This is a genomic window from Nocardia sp. JW2 (assembly GCF_051843015.1).
Lineage (GTDB): Bacteria > Actinomycetota > Actinomycetes > Mycobacteriales > Mycobacteriaceae > Nocardia > Nocardia coubleae.
The window spans coordinates 25,605-41,610 of sequence record NZ_JBPXLK010000026.1 but is presented as its reverse complement, the minus strand read 5'-3'; the positions used below and the strand labels follow the sequence as shown (position 1 = coordinate 41,610).

The window sequence follows — 16,006 nt, the reverse complement described above, 5'->3', positions numbered from 1 at the left end:
TCAGTTCGGGCGTTCGGCCGTCTCGCGGTCGGCGACCGGCGCCGACCAGGACGAGAGGATGCGCAGCTTCTCGTGCGAGGTCGTCCCCGGATCGGCCGACCAGAGCACCAGTTGCTGTTCGGAATCGCCCGACGAGCTGAAAGTGTCCCAATTCAGGGTCATCTCGCCGACCTCGGGGTGGTGGAGCGTCTTCGAACCGAACTCCTGCCTGGCCACATTCCGTGCCGCCCACCACTGCCGGAACTGCTCGTCGGCGATCGACAGCTCGCCCACCAGGGCCGTGAGCTGCGGGTCGGTCGGATTGGCCGCCGCGTCCATGCGGAGGATGGCGACGCAGGTGCGCGCGACACCTTCCCAGTCGTCGTACAGGGTGCGCATCGCCGGATCGGTGAAGACCATCCGCACATAGTTGCGCTGCCGGGGCGTCATCGCGTCGAAGTCGTTGATCAAAGCCGCCGCCAGATGGTTCCAGGCGAGAATGTCGAGGTAGCGGCCGAACACCAGGGCGGGTGTCTCGGTGAGCTGATCGAGCAGGCGCTGCAACTGGGGGCGCACGGTTTTCTGGCCCCGCTTGGCCGGGCGGCGATCGGAGCGGCGCACCAGGTTCTCGGCGTAGTCGCGCTGGGCGTCGTCCAGGCGCAGGACGCGGACCAGCGCCTCCAGGACCGGCTCCGACGGTGCGAGACGGCCCTGCTCGATCCTGGTGTAATAGTCGTGACTGATCGCCGCCAGGTCGGCGACCTCCTCGCGGCGCAGACCGGCGACCCGGCGGGCCACGGCGCTGTGCACGGTCAAGCCGACGTCCTGCGGACTCAACTCGGCGCGGCGCGCTTTGAGGAATCCGCCCAATTCGCGAAGGTGGGGCGCTCTCTCGGTCATTTCTCCACGATATGCCTGACGGCGCCGCTGTGCCTGGGACAATTTCTTCCCACGCCGGGGCGGAAAATGCTCCACATCACGGGGAATCCCCAGGGATCAACAGATATTGTGTATAAAATACAAGTGTGCTCGGTCACAGGACCGGGCGTCGACCGCATGTTCAGGCGGCCGGGACAAGGTGGTGTTGAGTATCCATGACTGTATTGCAGGTTTACCGGGATTCGACTCGACCGGACATCGAGTCGGCGTGGGCCCGATCGCGGCTCAACGGCATCCGTGAAGACACGATGCCGCCGTTCGACCTCGCCAACAGAAACATCGACAGCTTCTTCGCGCGAGCGGCGAGCCCGGTGCTGCGCCGGGTCGCGAGCGAGCTCGAAGGCACCCCGGTGGCCCTCGTACTCGCCGATCAGGCGGGTCGGGTCGTCGACATCCACGGCGCCGCCCGGTCGATCCGTCGTGCGGTCTCCGACATCGGCATCGTGCCCGGCGTCGAACTCGGAGAGGACCGGATCGGCACCAATGCCCTCGGCACCCCGCTGGAAACCCGGCGCAGCCTGCTGGTGCGCTCCGACGAGCACTACCTGACCCTGTTCCGCGGCTTCACCTGCTATGGACACCCGATCTTCCATCCGGTGACCCGCCGTCTCGAGGGCGTGCTGGGAATCGGCGCCAAAACCAGCGCGGATCACCGACTCTCGGCGCTGCTGGCCCGTCGCATGGTCCGCGATATCCAGGAACGGCTCCAGCGGGATTCACCCCGCGCGCACAGCCGGTTGATGAGCGCGTTCCAGGCGGCATCCGGTCGCCGGGGCCGGGCCGTGGTCGTCATCGGCGAGGGGCTCGTCCTCGCCACCCCCGCCGCGGTCGACCTGCTCGAACCGGCCGATCACGCCGCGTTGCGCGCCTGCGCCGAAGCCGTGCCCGTCGGTGGGGAGGACAGTCAGGAACTCGTGCTGACCTCCGGTCGCGCGGTGCGGCTGGTCTGTCAGTCGATCGACGGAGCCGACGGGGTGCTCGTCGACATCACCCAGGAGTCCGGCATCCGGCGGGCCAGAGTGGCTTCGGACCGGATGCCGCTGTGGCCGCTGCTGGTGGTCGGCGAGGCGGGGACCGGCCGAACCACCGAGGCGCTCGGCCTGGTCGGCACCACGGCCCACACCCTCGACGCGACCGACATCGTGCTCGTCGGCGACAACGCGTGGGCCACCCAGCTCGGCGAGACCCTCGCGGGCGACGGGCCCCCGGTGATCATCGAGAACGTCCAGCTGCTCTCCGAACAGCTCACCGCGCTGCTGGCACAGCGATTGCGGGAAACCACCCGCGAAGTCGTGCTCACGTCCACTCCCGGCGAACACCTCGACGCCGTACACGCCCCGCTGCCCGCGCTGTGCAACGACCGCAGGGAACTTGTCCCCTTGCGCAGGCGCAGGCACGAGGTGCCGGGGCTGGCCCAGCAGATGCTGACCGAGGTCACCGGCCACACCAGGACCCGGTTCACCGCCGAGACGATGCGAGTGCTCGCCTCGCAACCGTGGCGGGGCAACCTCGCCGAACTGCGCCGGGTCGTCGAGGTGGTGGCGAGCGCCCGATCGGCGGGCGACATCATCCCCACCGACCTGCCCGCCTCGCACCGTGGCGGTCACGCGCCCGGCTCGCCGATTCGCGAGGCCGAGCGGGAGGTCATCATGGCGGCGCTCGAGGCCGCGGGTGGCAACAAGCTGCAGGCCGCGCGGGCGCTCGGCGTCAGCCGATCGACGCTCTACAACCGGATCAGGGCACTGCGAATCGCGTGAGTGGACGGCCCGGGGCGTGTCCAGTTTGTTGGACATTCCCCGGCCGTTGTCGTGTCTAGAGTCGGCAGCACGGCCAGTAGGCCGGGACGCGAAAAGCCCCGCGCGCGTAGGGGGCGAGCGGGGCTTTTCGGCTACGTGGGTGGAACTGCTCAGGCGGACGGGCTGTTCGGCGCGAGCAGACGCATCACGGTGCTGAAGTCGTCGACCTTGTCCACGCCGAGCACCGTCTCGACCACCTGATCGATCCTGCTCTCGGACAACACTTCCTGTGCGTTGATCCGGAACTTGGCGACCAGTTCGTCGGTGGTCATCCTGGTGGTCGGGTCGGGGGAGGGGCTGCCCTTGGGGTAGGTCCGCTCCGCGACGAAGGTGGTTCCGCGGGCGTCGACCTCGACCTTGGTCGGGCGCGCGGAGGGATGCGCGGACAGTGCCTCGAAGTAGTTCGGGTGCGGCGCGAAGGTGACCTTGTCCATCAGACCGAGCACCGAGTCGCTGAACACGAGTTCCGGTGCGTGCCACGCCCGGCTCGGGGTGACCCGGTGGGCGCCGACCGACAGGCCGTGGGCGATGTCGAACTGCGCGTCGTGGGTCTTCTCGATGACCCGGCTCTGCCACAGCGGGTGCATCACCGCGGCCTCGCCCCAGCAACGGATGGCGTCGATCTCCTCGGGCCGGATGTCGTTGGTCTCGAGGATCTCGGTGAGTGCGTGCAGCGGCGCGTGCAGAATGCGACAGTGCGGGTAGGGCTTGTAGGACTGTTCGCCGAGGAAGCGCCATTCGGTGCCGAGCGCGTCGGTGAGGTTCTGCGGTTCCCACCGGCGGGTGCCGATGTACTTGCGGAAGCCGACCTCGGCGTCGTCGAGGATCTGCAGGTCACCGGTGTGGCCGAGTTCGGCCATGAAGACCGCGGTCAGGCTGGCCTGGGTCAGGGTGCCCGCGAGCAGGTACTTGAGGGTGGAACTCGGCGCGTGCTTGATCCATGGCCGCATCGCGTTCACCGGCGCGGTGGCGGCGGCGATGCCGAGCGCGTTGGCCAGGGTCTCGGTGGACTGACCCGCGAGCTTGCCCGCGGCCGCGGTGCCACCGAAAACGGTGACGCTGTAGCCGATCACCGGCGACAGGTCCATCGAATCGTTCTGCACGTCGCGCAGGTAGTCCATCGACTTGTAGAAGCGGTAGGACATCTCGTGCGAGAGCGCGACGGCGGCGAGCACCTCGCGGCCGGAGCGGCCCCGGCTCTCGGCCATGGCCATCGTGGTCGGCAGCACATAGGGCGAGACGTGGCCGGGCGGCAGCACCGCGTCGAAGTCCAGGGCGTTGATCAGCTCACCGTTGGCGAAGGAGGCGCCGAAGATCGACACCCGGTCGTCGGTGCCGATGATCGTGGCGTCGCCGTCGGTGCCGCCGGTGAGCTTGCCGTACTGGATGCCGATCTTGCCCTTGGGTTCCTCGACGGCGCCGAGCGCGCACCCCATCGCGTCGAGCAGCAGACGCTTGCCTTCGTCGACCGCCTCGGGAGGCAGCGTGTCGTAGTTCGCGCCGGTGGTGAACCGGGCCAGTTGCTCGACGATGGTGTCGGCCATGGACTGTCCTCTCACAGGGGTGCGAGGACAGCAGACCTGCCCGCACCATTAACTACACTATATATTATGTAAGAATTGCGAACGGGTTTCCGGCAACCCCCTGGCTCAGGGCGCGACGCTGCCGCGCAGCCAGTACGCCACAGCTTCCGCGCGGTTCGCCGCCCCCAGTTTGCGCAGGATATGGGTGATGTGGGTCTTGACTGTCGCCTCGGAGATCGCCAGGTCGCGCGCGATCTGGCGATTCGCCCGGCCCGCCGCCAGCAATTCGACGACTTCGAGTTCGCGCGACGAGAGCGCGGCGCCTTCGGGGTGGCCGGGGGAGGCGGTCGCCGAAGCGGTCAGCCGATCCAATCCGCTGCGCAGCGCGGTCACGCCGTCGAGCAGGCTCGCCCCCGCCAGTGCGTGGCCCAGGCCCGCGGCGAAGACCGCGAGCATCGCCCGCGCCGTCGCGTCGGCTTCGCGCCGCTGGAAGTAGTAGTCGCCGTGCACCAGGCCGACGACCGCGCCGTTCATGGTCAGGGGAGCGACGGCGTAGGAACTGCACTGCGTCATCTCCACCAGCGGCCGGACCACGCGCGGATTGTGCTGGACATCGAAGACCAATCCCGGCCGGGCCCGCTGCACGATATCGCTCTCGACCAGGTGGCCGTCCAGGGTCGGTGAGGACTCGCGCCCGGCCGCCAGAATCGCGTCGGCCCAGGGCTTGTCGTCGACGACGAACATGGTGTGCAGGTGCCACCGCTGTCCCTCGGTGGTCGAGACGAGCGCGCGGTCGAAGCCCATCGCGCCCATCGCTTCCGCGGCCCGGCTCAGCAAGTCGTCCACTCCACGTGCACCGTGTAATCGCGCGATCGCCTGCGCGGCCATTCGCAGGTGGGTGGCCGAACTCGCGGCGTCGGCGGCGGCCAGGTCGGCCTCGGCGGCGCGGATGCGGGCCAGCAGCGCGGTGGTTCGCTGGATGTCTGCTCGGTTCGCGGTGTCGGACAGGATCGCGACGGCGTCGTCCCACAGCTGCGCGAGCAGGCGCTTGGCCGCCTCGGGGGAGTCGGCGCCGGGTGACTGGATCCGGCGGCCGAGGACCTCCGACGCCTCGGCGGCGACGGTGACGAGCTCGGCCTCCAGTACGGCGTCGCCGCAGGGTGCCCTCATATCGATCGCCACGTGTCCACTCCTCGTACCACTTCCAGACAGAATATGCAATATATCTCGTGATCGGGTGCGGTGCGTCCGAATCGTGTCCGAAACTCCGCCGCCGCATCAACCGCTGGTCGCAGCGCTGTCACCCCTTCGGCTGATCGCGGGTCGAACTCCTTGTGAGCTACACCACCACATATTTAATATTCCGCACAGTTCGGGAGAGTGATCCGAGTCTCAGAGGAGAAAACCCATGCGGGGAGCATCATGACGACGTCCACCGCGGCGGCAACCAAGCCCGGCCCCAGCCTGCGCGACCAGCTCGGTCGTTCGGAGCAGGCCTATTTCGTTCTCGGCATCACCGCCGTGCTGTGTGTGGTCGGCGCCGCGACGACGCCGGGATTCCTGACCACCGGGAACTTCGCCAGCCTGTTGCGGTTGTCGGCGGCCTTCGGGATTCTGGCCGTCGGCGTCGCCATCGTCATTCTCGGCAAAGGCATCGATCTCTCGATCGCCGGTGTCGCCCTCGGCAGCGCGCAGGCCACGCTCGCCCTGATGTCGAGCGGCATGCCCGAGTGGCAGGCGATCGCGATCGCCGCGGCGGTCGCGCTGATCGTCGGGCTCGTCAACGGCGTGCTCGTGGCCTATGTCGAAGTGCCGTCGCTGTTCGTCACCCTGGCCACCGGTCTGCTCGTCATCGGTGGGGTGGACATGCTGCTGCTCGACAGCAACTACTACGCCCTGCCCGGCGGCTCGTGGATCGCGGAGCTGAGCAATGGTTCGGTCCTCGGCGTGCCGCGGCCGATCGTCATCGCCGCCGTCGTCTTCGTGCTGGCCTGGCTCTTCGTCACCTACACCTCGGCGGGCCGGTTGATCCGGGCGATGGGCGACAACTTCGCCACCGCCCGCGCCACCGGCGCACCCGTTCGGCCGTTGCAGGTCCTGACCTATGTGATCTCCGCGCTGCTCGCCCTGCTCGCCGGATACCTGACGGTGTCGATCCAGGGCAGCGTGCAGACCACCGTCACCTCGTTCGACCCGCTGCTGTTCACCGCGCTCACCGCGACCGTGATCGGTGGCATCTCGCTGGCCGGTGGCCGCGGCTCGATCCTCGGGGTGCTCGCGGGCTCGCTGTTCATCGGCGTGCTCAACAACCTGCTCGTGCTGCACGGCCTCACCTCCGCGGTACAGGACCTGATCCGCGGCGGCGTGCTCATCGCGGCCATCGCACTGGACTCGTGGCTGCATCCGCGCGACGAGGAAACCGCCAAGAGCGGCGAACTTTAATGCCCTCGCCTCGAAACACCTTCGCTCACAAGGAGTCTTCAACGATGAAGAAGAAGATGATCGCCCTCGCGCTCGCCTCGGTCTCGGCCGTCGTACTCGCGGGCTGTTCCACCGGTGCTCGCACCTCGTCCACCGGACCCGCGGGAGGTGAGGGTCAGGCGTTCGGCGAGAACGTGCAGCTGTTCGACGCGACGCAGAAGGTGCACGAGTCGATGCGGGGCAAGCGGGTCGCCTTCGTCCCGATCCTCTACAAGGGCTACAACCTGACGATGAACTGGGGCGCCTCGATGGAGCGTGCCTTCGGCAATCTCGGCGCCGACTTCCAGGTCCACGACCCCAATTTCGACACCGACAAGATGACCAGGATCATCAGCGACCTGATCGCCCGCAAGGCCGTCGATGTGCTGATCCTGCACAACCCCGACGTCGGGGTGCTGTCCAAGCAGATCGAGGACGCCCAGCGCGCGGGCATCTACACCGTGGTGGTCAACATGATCTCGAGCCGCCTCGGTGACGCCTACATCGGTGTGGACAACATCGCCGCCGCCGAGGACATCGCCGAGCGTGCCGTGCAGGACTGCGAAAAGCGCGGCGCGCCCAAACGATTGGCGATCATCGACGGCCCTGGCAACGACGCGGCGTCGCTGCTGTGGTCCAAGGGCGTGCACAACGTGCTCGACCCCGCCGGTTTCGAGGTGGTGACCACCGCGCACACCCAGTGGCAGAACTCGCTCGCCCAGCAGGCCGCGGAGTCGATCATCCAGCAGCAGAAGAACAACTTCTGCGGATTCCTGGTGACCTACGACCTCAACTCCGTCGCCGTCGGTGACGCCGTGCAGAGCGCGGTCTCGCGCGGGGTGATTCCCGCCGACTCCCTCGGCACCTACACGATGGCCGCCGACACCGTGTGGTGCGATGCGCTGCGCGCGGGCAAGGTGACGGCCTCGGCCTCCTACGACGTCCAGGGCGTCGGCACCGCCGCGGTGGTCACCACCCAGCAGTTGATCCAGAGCGGCGCACCGGCGGGCAACAGCCACACCGTCGCGTTCGTCCCGCACACCATCGTGGACCGCGCGAACGTCGACAACACCACCATCGCCTGCTACAAGGGGCAGTGAGCGGCGATGAAACTGCAGTCACGCTCGCGGGGAATCGACGCGTTCCCCCTGACCGGCGGGAAGTGGCGTGATCGGCTCGCGCCCGCCAGAACCCTGTCGGACCTGTTCGAGAAACGCTGGATGGAGGGCGCGGTCCCGCTCGCCCTCGCCCTGCTGCTCAGCCTGCTGTTCGTCTTCTTCACCCCGGTCGGCCCGGCCGACACCCCGATCATCATGGATGAGGTGTCGGAGAAGGGGCTGCTCGCCATCGGGCTCACCGTGGTGTTGGTCTGCGGTGGCATCGACCTGTCGATCGGTTCGATGGTCGGCCTCACCGCGATCGGCGCGATGGTCGCCTCCCGTGCCTGGGACTGGCCGATGGCGGTCGTCGCACCCGGCGCCGTGGTGTTCGGCGCCCTGCTCGGCAGTGTGAACGGCTACTTCATCGCCTACCGCAAGATGCGGCCGTTCATCACGACGCTGGTCACCCTGGTCGCGTTCGGTGGTGCGGCCGCCGCCTTGCAGTCGGCGTTCAGTTTCGAACTGAGCATGCCCAAGCCCGATATCGTCTGGGACTTCCTCGGCGAGGGCAGCATCGCGCTGATCCCGACCGGCTGGTTCTTCTTCGGGTGCGTGCTGATCGTCGTGCACGTCGGTCTCACCCGGTCGCGGTGGGGTTGGTGGGTTGCGGCGGTCGGCAGCGATCGGCGGTCGGCGCGGCGCAACGGCATTCCGGTCGACCGGGTCACCTTCTTCGTCTACGTCCTGTCGGGGGCGCTGGCCGGGTTGGCCGCCCTGCTCACCTCAGCCAGGGTCGGGCGCACCGACCCGGACGTCGGCCAGGGCTGGGAGATCATCGCCCTCACCGCCGTGGTGCTCGGTGGTGTCAGCCTCAAGGGCGGGCGCGGATCGGTGCTGCGGGCCACCGTCGGCATCATCGTCGTGCAGGTGATCCAGCAGGCCACCGTGGCGCTGCGACTCGAAGGTTCCTACTACACGGTCATTCTCGCCATCGCACTGCTCGTGTTCGCGGTGCTCGACCTGCAGTGGGGCAAGTACCGGCAGCGAACCGCCGACAAGCTCAAGATCGATCCGGGCCGGATCACACTCGGCCCGCTCGTCGACGTCACCGAACCGGGCACGGTGTGGACGATCAACAACAGGACCACCGACGCACCCCCGATCGGCCTCGGCAAGATCGAAGGCGCCGAGGACTGCGCGGTCGACCCCGAGGGCAACGTCTACTGCGGTGATCGTCGAGGCTGGGTGTGGCGCTTCCGCGCCGACAACCCCGACGAGGGCGAGATCTTCGCTCGCACAGGCGGTTTCCCACTCGGACACGGCTGGGATCAGAACGGGCAGCTGCTCGTCGCGGTCGGCGGCATGGGCATCTACCGGATCTCCCCGGACGGTGAGTCCGAACCCATCGCGACAAAGGTCAAGCGCAGTCGATTCTCCCTGCTCGACGATTCCGCCTTGCGCGCGGTCGACGACCTGGACGTGGCGCCGGACGGTTCGATCTACGTGTCGGACTTCTCGACGCGAACCAACGCGGCCGAATACCTGGTGGAACTGGTGGAATCGCGAGCCAACGGCCGCGTGGTCCGCATCGATCCCGACGGCGGCACCGAGGTGGTCGTCTCGAACAGTGTGTTCCCCAACGGCATCTGCACCTCCCACGACGGCCAGTCGATCCTCATCGCCAGCACCGGCCTGTGCCGGGTGGACCGGCTCTGGATCGCCGGACCCAAGCAGGGACAGCTGGAACCGGTGCTGGAGAACCTGCCCGGCAACCCCGACAACCTCAACCGCTCCTCCGACGGCAACTACTGGCTGCCGTTCGTGTCGATGCGCACGCCGATGTCGGACCTGCTCAATCGCTACCCGGCGGTGCGCAGGCGAATGACCCAGGAGGTGCCGCTCGACAGCTGGGTGGTGCCGCAGCTCAACGTGTCGTGCGTGATGAAGTTCAACGACCGGGGCGAAGTCCTTCAAGTGCTGTGGGATTCGTCGCTGGCGAACTACCCGATGGTGACCGCGGTGAAGGAACGGGCCGGTCAACTCTATCTGTGCGGTGTCAGCAACAACCGCATCGGCAGGCTCACGCTCGACCCGAGCGAGGTCGGATCGATCGATCCGGCCGCGGTTCCCGGGCTGATCGTGCCCGGCCGATCGAAGGTGGAGGTGCAGCGGTGAATCGCACGATCAGCGCGCTGCGGGAATGGCTGAACCCCGACTGGGCCCGGCACCGCACGGTGCCGCCGTTCGAGGCGGGTCTGCGGCCCAATCGCCGACTCGACGAGGGCGAGACCCTGTTGCCCGCCGCCGAGTTCGAACCCGACGATGTGTTCATCCGCGACAACGGTGAGGTCGTCTTCTCCAGTGGCGACGGCATTTTCACCCTGGCCGACGGTGTCGTCACGCGGGTGGCGACGCTCGGCGGGCAGGTCGGGAGTCTGCTGGTCGCCGAGGATCGGATCGTCGCCGCGGTCGAGGGCGTCGGGCTCGTCACGATCGACGCGAACGGAGTCGCCACCGACCTGTGCAACGATGCCGAACTGGCCGCCTGCGTCACCGATCTGACCCTGCTGCCCGACGGCGTCGTGCTGGCGACCGTCGGCTCGAATGCGGTACCGGATTGGTCGGCGGCCTTGGTCGCCGACGATCGAAGCGGGCGCATCGTGCGCGTCGACGGCTCGCACGCCGAGGTGGTCGCCGACGGTCTCGGCTGGCCGGGTGGCATCGAAAACGCCGCCGACGATGAGGTTCTGGTGTCATTGGGGTTCGACCATCGCGTCGAGCGCCGAGGCGTCAGCGCCCTGGGTAAGGCCGGGGCAGCGGTGGGGTCGAACCTGCCGGTGTATCCCGGCCGGATCGCCGCCTGCACGGACGGCTGGTGGGTCGCGGCGCCGTACGCGCGCAATCGCTTCACCGAATTGCTGCTCGACGAACCGGAATTGCTGCGGGAGATGACCGCAACGATCCGTCAGGACCAGTGGTTCGTCCCGCGCCTGCGGTGTCCCGACCCGTACACCGACACCCTGCAACTGGGCCAACTGCGCGTACACGGCGTGATCAAACCGTGGGCGCCCGCCCGCTCCTACGGTCTGGCGTTCCGGATCGATCAGCGCGGACGGATCGCCGAAGGTGTGCATTCGCGCGCGGACGGCGACCGCCACGGGGTCACCGGCGTGGCGTCACGTGACGGTCGAATCGTGGTGGCGGCGCGCGGTTTCCGCAACCTGCTCGAGCCGCAGACAGACAACGAAAGGTGAGCACCGTGAGCGACACCGCCGTCGCCGCCGAGCCGGTGATCCGGCTCAGCCGGATCAGCAAGCACTACAACGGAACCTACGCGTTGCGCGACGTCGACTTCGAGGTCGCCCCGGGCGAGATCCACGCCCTGCTCGGCGAGAACGGCGCGGGCAAATCCACTCTCGTGAAGGTGATCTCGGGCGCGATCGAACACGACGCGGGCACGTTGCGGGTCACCGGACGGATGCGCAACTTCAGCACCCCCAAGGAATCGGCCGAGGCCGGGGTCGCGATGGTGTACCAGGAAGGCTCGCTCGTCGAGTCGATGACCGTGGCGCAGAACCTGTTCCTCGGCGACGAGAAGGCGTTCAACAATCTCTCCCAGCTCAATGTGGTCGCGCGAGAACTGTTGGAATCACACAACTTCCACATCCGACCCGAGGTGCCCGCGGGTGCGCTCGGCATCGCCCAGAAGCAGATGGTCGAGATCGCCCGCGCCGTGCACCGCGACGCCAAGGTCGTCATCCTCGACGAACCGACCGCCTCGGTGACACCGGAGGAACGACTGCAACTGTTCCTCTCGATGCGCAGGCTCAAGAAGCAGGGCATCGGGGTCGTGTTCATCACGCACATGCTCGACGAGGCGCTGGAAGAGGCCGACCGCATCACCGTGCTGCGCGACGGCGAGGTGCAGGGCACGTTGGACAAACCGGCCTTCGACCGTGCCGAGGTGGTGCGCATGATGGTGGGGCGTAGCGTGGAATACCAACGGGTGCCACCGAATCGGGAGCCCGACCCGGCGCCGGTGCTCGAGGTCGAGGACATCACCCTGCTTCCGGCCGTGCGCAATATGTCGTTCTCCGCGCACGCGGGGGAGATCGTCGGCATCTACGGGCTCGTCGGCGCCGGACGCAGCGAAACGGCGATGATCGTCGCCGGGGTGACCAAACGGCGACGTCTTCGCGGCGGCACCGTGCGGCTCGCGGGCCGTAACGTCCGCTTCCGTACACCGCGCCACGCCCGTCGGGCGGGCCTGGTCTACATCACCGAGGACCGCAAGGCCTCCGGGTTCTTCGGCCACTTCTCGATCGCCGACAACATCTACTTCGGGCATCTGTGCAGCGCGCCGCGCCTGCCGTTGCTGGTGCGGCCGGGGGAGCGCAAGACTGTGGCCCAACGCTTCGTCGAGCGGTTCCACGTACGCACGCTGCGACCCGAGAGGGCCAAACTCGAGGAGCTCAGCGGTGGCAACCAGCAGAAGGTTGTGCTGGCCAAAGGGCTGACCCGTCAGCCGCTGGTGGCGATCATCGACGAGCCGACCCGAGGTGTGGACCTCGGGACGATCACCGAGATCCACGCGATGATCCGCGCCCTGGCCGATGACGGTGTCGCGGTGATCGTGATCTCGTCCTACCTGCCGGAGATCCGGGCGCTCTCGGACCGGATCCTGGTCGCCAAACAGGGCAGCATCGTGGCCGAGTTCGATCCGGCCGAGGCCGACGACGCGAAGCTGATGTTCGCGGCGGTGCACTGAGGGGGAAGGTTCCTTCCCAGGAACAGAGTCGTCCTGCCGGGGTCTTTCCGAATGGCGAAGACTGATGTCATCCGGAAAGACCCCTGACGAGCCGAGGACATCATCGTGCAGCACATCGACTTCCCGAATGCCACGATCACCATGGCGGGCGACCTGTTCCTGCCCGAGAACTTCTCCGCCGACCGGTACTACCCGGCGATCGTGTGCGTCCATCCCGGCGGCGGCGTGAAGGAGCAGACCGCCGGTCTGTACGCGGAGAAGCTCGCCGCCGAGGGTTTCGTCACCCTCGCCTTCGACGCCTCCCACCAGGGGGAGAGCGGTGGGATCCCGCGCCGCCTGGAAGACCCCTTCGCTCGCGTCGAGGACATCCGCGCCGCGGTCGATTACGTGTCGACCCTCGACTTCGTCGACGCCGACCGGGTCGGCGCCTTCGGAGTGTGCGCGGGCGGCGGTTACGCGATCGACGCCACCAAGTCCGACCGTCGGATCAAGGCCGTCGGCACCGTGAGCCCGGTCGACATCGGCGCCACCTTCCGGCGCGGTTGGGACGGCTCGCTGCCGCTCGAAGCCCAGATCGCCACGCTCGACGCCGTCGCGGGCCAGCGCGCGATCGAAGCCGCGGGCGGCGAGATCGCCGAGATCACCTACGTGCCCGAGACCATCGACGACACCACCCACGCCGACATGGTCGAAGCACACGAGTACTACCGCACCTCGCGCGCGCAGCACCCGAACTCCGACAACCGGATGCTGTTCACCGCCAGCGTCACCCGAATCTTCGACTACGACGCCTTCGCGGGCGCCGAGTTCCTGACCCAGCCGGTGCTGCTGGTCGCGGGCTGCGCGGCCGGTTCGCTCTGGCAAGCGGAGGCGCTGAACAAGCGGCTGCCGGAGAACACCGACCTGATGCTGGTCGAGGGCGCGGGCCACGTGGGCCTCTACGATCGCCCGGAGTACGTCGAGCAGGCCATGGCCGCTCTGACCCCCTTCTTCGCGGCCAATCTCTGAAACCGTGACACCGCCACCTTTCGGGGATTTGATATGCAATATATTATCAAGCGAATGTGACGAGCGTCTCGTCACTTCCGACCCGAAGGATGGCACCTATGACCAGTGAGCATCTCGGCAAGACCGCACGACGCGTGATCGCGGGCCTCGACGCCGACGGCAAATCGACCATCGCCGTCGACGAGGACACCGCAACGCGCGTGGCCCTGCCCGCGTTCACGGTGAACGACGTGTGGAGAGTCGACGCGTTGCCCGCGGCCATGGCCGACGGTGACACCCTCGGCGCCGAGGTGGAGCTGGATCCGCCCGCCGCGGGCGTGGTGGTGCGCCTGGCGACCTTCCCGCCGGACAGCGAGATCGACCCGGCGGTGTACGCGGAATCCATCGGCAACCTGCACGGTGAGGACGCCAAGGCTGAGGACGACGCGATCGTCGGCCTGCACGCCACCGAGACCGTCGACATCGCCACCATCATCGACGGCGAGATCTACGCGATCTACGAGACGGGTGAGACCCTGCTGCGCGCGGGCGACACCGTGGTCAACCGTGGCATCAAGCACGCCTGGAGCAATCGGACCGACAAGCCGGTGAGCATGGTCGCGGTCATGCTGCCCGGTAAGCGCTGATGGCTGAATAACGCTGGGCGACAGGGCCTGGAAACCGGCGACGGTTCCAGGCCCTTTGTTGTGTTCGGGTCCAGAATTCGACGCCTGAAACTGTATTACGGATCATATATTGTGCGATATTGTGATCCATGTCGCACGGCGTGTCGCTGTGGCGCAACGTTGAAGGAGTACGAAATGGATGGTCCGGCCCCGCGCACACGAAGCGGCCTCGTCGTGGTCATGCTCTGTTTCCTGACGATCGTGGCCGACGGCTACGACCTCATCGTCTACGGAGCCACCGTGCCCAGCCTCCTGGACGAGCCGGGATGGGAGATGTCGGCGAGTACCGCTGGCTTGATCGGCAGCTGGACCCTGGTCGGCCTGATGGTCGGGTTCCTGCTCGCCGGTCCGCTCGCCGACCGCATCGGACGCCGCAAGGTGATGATGGCCGGTGTCGTCTGGTTCTCCACCGGCTGTGCGATCTGCGCATTCGCCACCTCGCCCGAATTCCTCGGTGCCGCACGGTTCTTCACCGGCATCGGCCTCGGCGGCGTCGTCCCCTCGGCGGTCGCCCTGACGATGGAGTTCGCACCGCGTAACCGCAGGCAGATCTACAACGGCATGATGCTGACCGGGTACTCCTTCGGCGGCATCATCGCCGCCCTGGTCGCGATCGCCCTGCTGCCCGACAACAGCTGGCGCGTGCTCTACGGCGTCGGCGCGCTGTGCGTGCTCGTGGTGCCCGCCATGTACTTCTGGTTGCCGGAATCGGTGAACTCGCTGATCGCCCGCGGCAAGGACGCCGAGGCGGCCGAACTCGCCCGCACCTACGGACTCGACATCGACGCGATTCGCGCCGAACAGCGGATCCAGGTCGACGCCGCCGCGACCAAGGAAAGCGCGAACGGGCTGCGCATGCTCCTCACCCGCCGCTATCTGCCGTCGCTGCTGCTGTTCGTCCTGGTCTGTATCTGCGCGCAGGTGATCACCTACGGTCTGAACACCTGGCTGCCGGTGCTGATGCGCGAGGCGGGTTACCCGCTCGGTTCGTCGCTGCAATTCCTGCTGGTGCTACAGGTCGGCGCCATCGTCGGCATGATCGGCGGATCCATGCTCGCCGATCGCTACGGGTCACGGCGAATCCTGGTGCTGTTCTTCCTCATCGGCGCGGTGTCGCTGCTGGCGCTGAGCCGCAAACTCGATACCGCGGTGCTGATGGTCGCGGTGGCGGGCGCCGGGCTCGGGTCCATCGGCAGCAGTTCGCTGGCCTACGGCTATGTCGCGGCCAAGTACCCCGCCTCGTGCCGAGGGTCGGCCGTCGGCGCCAGCATGGGCCTCGGCCGCGTCGGTTCCATCCTCGGCCCTTCCATCGGCGGCTGGGTCGTCGGCTCCTCGCTCGGCAGCCACTGGAACTTCTACGTCTTCGCGATCCCGGCGCTGATCGCCGCCGTCATCGTGATCCTGATGCCCGCCTCGACAATCGACGACGAGATCGCGCGAGTACACAACCCGGACCCCGAACCGGGCGGTGTCGTCGAACCGGCACGATGAAGGAAACAGGTCGACCAGGCTCTGCGGCCGAGGCGATCGGCCTCGGCCGCGAGGCTCCATCGCTTCGATCGAATGTCGCACTGCAGAACGCGATACACGACATTGTTCACGCGCTGACGCCTCGTCTGGATGACCTCAGTGCCGCGGCGGCCGATGAGATCACCCGCCGTATCCCCGATATCAGTCGGACGGGCGTCTACGACATCGTGGTCACCACCTGTCGAGCCAATACGGCAACCATGTTCGACGCACTCGCCCGCGGAGTGCCGATGGAGTC

General features: G+C 67.5%; 12 protein-coding genes. 9 read left to right on the top strand and 3 right to left on the bottom strand.

What is annotated here, in order from left to right; all coding sequences use genetic code 11:
* Positions 1 to 879, bottom strand: a complete 879-nt coding sequence (locus ACSVDM_RS26385; protein WP_439268526.1) for a helix-turn-helix transcriptional regulator — start codon at positions 877 to 879, stop codon at positions 1 to 3.
* 194 nt (positions 880 to 1,073) lie between these two features.
* Between ACSVDM_RS26385 and ACSVDM_RS26380 the strand changes: the two genes are divergently transcribed.
* Positions 1,074 to 2,675 (top strand): sigma-54-dependent Fis family transcriptional regulator, encoded by a 1,602-nt coding sequence (locus ACSVDM_RS26380; RefSeq protein WP_439268525.1) that lies wholly within the window; start codon positions 1,074 to 1,076, stop codon positions 2,673 to 2,675.
* Between the two features lie 149 nt (positions 2,676 to 2,824).
* On the opposite strand, the gene ACSVDM_RS26375 is transcribed toward ACSVDM_RS26380, so the two are convergent.
* Both ACSVDM_RS26375 and ACSVDM_RS26370 read right to left on the bottom strand, forming a co-directional pair.
* On the bottom strand, positions 2,825 to 4,258 hold the full coding sequence (locus ACSVDM_RS26375; RefSeq protein WP_439268524.1) for an MmgE/PrpD family protein: 1,434 nt from the start codon (positions 4,256 to 4,258) through the stop codon (positions 2,825 to 2,827).
* A gap of 105 nt (positions 4,259 to 4,363) precedes the next feature.
* Positions 4,364 to 5,419, bottom strand: a complete 1,056-nt coding sequence (locus tag ACSVDM_RS26370; RefSeq protein WP_439268523.1) for a helix-turn-helix domain-containing protein — start codon at positions 5,417 to 5,419, stop codon at positions 4,364 to 4,366.
* 240 nt (positions 5,420 to 5,659) lie between these two features.
* On the opposite strand from ACSVDM_RS26370, the gene ACSVDM_RS26365 reads away from it, so the two are divergent.
* From ACSVDM_RS26365 to ACSVDM_RS26330, 8 genes are all read left to right on the top strand, one after another.
* On the top strand, positions 5,660 to 6,679 hold the full coding sequence (locus ACSVDM_RS26365) for an ABC transporter permease (protein WP_439268522.1): 1,020 nt from the start codon (positions 5,660 to 5,662) through the stop codon (positions 6,677 to 6,679).
* 44 nt (positions 6,680 to 6,723) lie between these two features.
* Positions 6,724 to 7,797 (top strand): sugar ABC transporter substrate-binding protein, encoded by a 1,074-nt coding sequence (locus ACSVDM_RS26360; protein WP_439268521.1) that lies wholly within the window; start codon positions 6,724 to 6,726, stop codon positions 7,795 to 7,797.
* A gap of 6 nt (positions 7,798 to 7,803) precedes the next feature.
* Entirely contained in the window at positions 7,804 to 9,972 is a 2,169-nt protein-coding gene (locus tag ACSVDM_RS26355; RefSeq protein WP_439268520.1) for an ABC transporter permease, read from the top strand.
* Positions 9,969 to 11,051, top strand: a complete 1,083-nt coding sequence (locus ACSVDM_RS26350) for a hypothetical protein (protein WP_439268519.1) — start codon at positions 9,969 to 9,971, stop codon at positions 11,049 to 11,051. Before ACSVDM_RS26355 ends, ACSVDM_RS26350 begins: the two co-directional genes overlap by 4 nt.
* A gap of 5 nt (positions 11,052 to 11,056) precedes the next feature.
* Entirely contained in the window at positions 11,057 to 12,565 is a 1,509-nt protein-coding gene (locus ACSVDM_RS26345) for a sugar ABC transporter ATP-binding protein (RefSeq protein ID WP_439268518.1), read from the top strand.
* Positions 12,566 to 12,670: 105 nt separating this feature from the next.
* Complete coding sequence (locus tag ACSVDM_RS26340; RefSeq protein ID WP_439268517.1) at positions 12,671 to 13,573, top strand: alpha/beta hydrolase; 903 nt, start codon at positions 12,671 to 12,673, stop codon at positions 13,571 to 13,573.
* A 98-nt stretch (positions 13,574 to 13,671) separates the two neighbouring features.
* The gene (locus ACSVDM_RS26335) at positions 13,672 to 14,199 is read left to right on the top strand and encodes a cupin domain-containing protein (protein WP_439268516.1); all 528 of its coding nucleotides are present in this window, start codon (positions 13,672 to 13,674) and stop codon (positions 14,197 to 14,199) included.
* A 174-nt stretch (positions 14,200 to 14,373) separates the two neighbouring features.
* Positions 14,374 to 15,729 (top strand): MFS transporter, encoded by a 1,356-nt coding sequence (locus tag ACSVDM_RS26330; RefSeq protein ID WP_439268515.1) that lies wholly within the window; start codon positions 14,374 to 14,376, stop codon positions 15,727 to 15,729.
* The last annotated feature ends 277 nt before the right edge of the window (positions 15,730 to 16,006 follow it).